At 51.1% G+C, this 571-nt stretch carries 1 pseudogene; it reads right to left on the bottom strand.

The annotated features are described in order from the left end of the window. A pseudogene (locus tag R7044_RS27050) lies at positions 1–539 on the bottom strand (hypothetical protein); the annotation flags it as partial. Between the last annotated feature and the right edge of the window lie 32 nt (positions 540–571).

Below are 571 nucleotides of genomic sequence, written 5' to 3' on the forward strand. Positions count from 1 at the left end.
CCACGCTGCTCCGCGGCTTGATCAAGCGCGCTTTGATCCTGTTGTCCCCAACTCGAGTCCGTTGCAATCGCCGTCCATACACCTGACATGTCGTAATACGAAAGTGAAAACACACCCGCTCCCTCCTCTGCCACCAAGCCGACCGGATTTTGTCGATATGGTTTGAACAAATCTAAAGGTCGATAGCCATAACCTACGCCCCAATCAACGCGCAACTTGCCCGCGCTAACATCCAAAGTGGTATCACCAACTTGCCATTCGCCCTGCCACGCCAGTTCTCGGATAAGAAGTTGATTATCCGCCTCGCCCCACCATTCATGCTCACCTTGCTGATTGAGATACAAACCTTGGCTGTACAAGGTGAATAAGCCACTGATGTTTTGATAATTCACTTGCACATCAAGTAGAGCATTGAGCGAGTCACGCGCGCTTCCTTGCGCCTCCATAAACGCGCTATCTCGCAGCTTGGCAGTTTCGTAACTTACCGCCCAATCCCATTCAAAACTCCACTCATCATTGGCCGCAACAGGTGCAACCATCCAGAATGAAGCGGCAATGAAGCTAATCGCAA

The organism is Vibrio sp. 1402, from assembly GCF_033340275.1.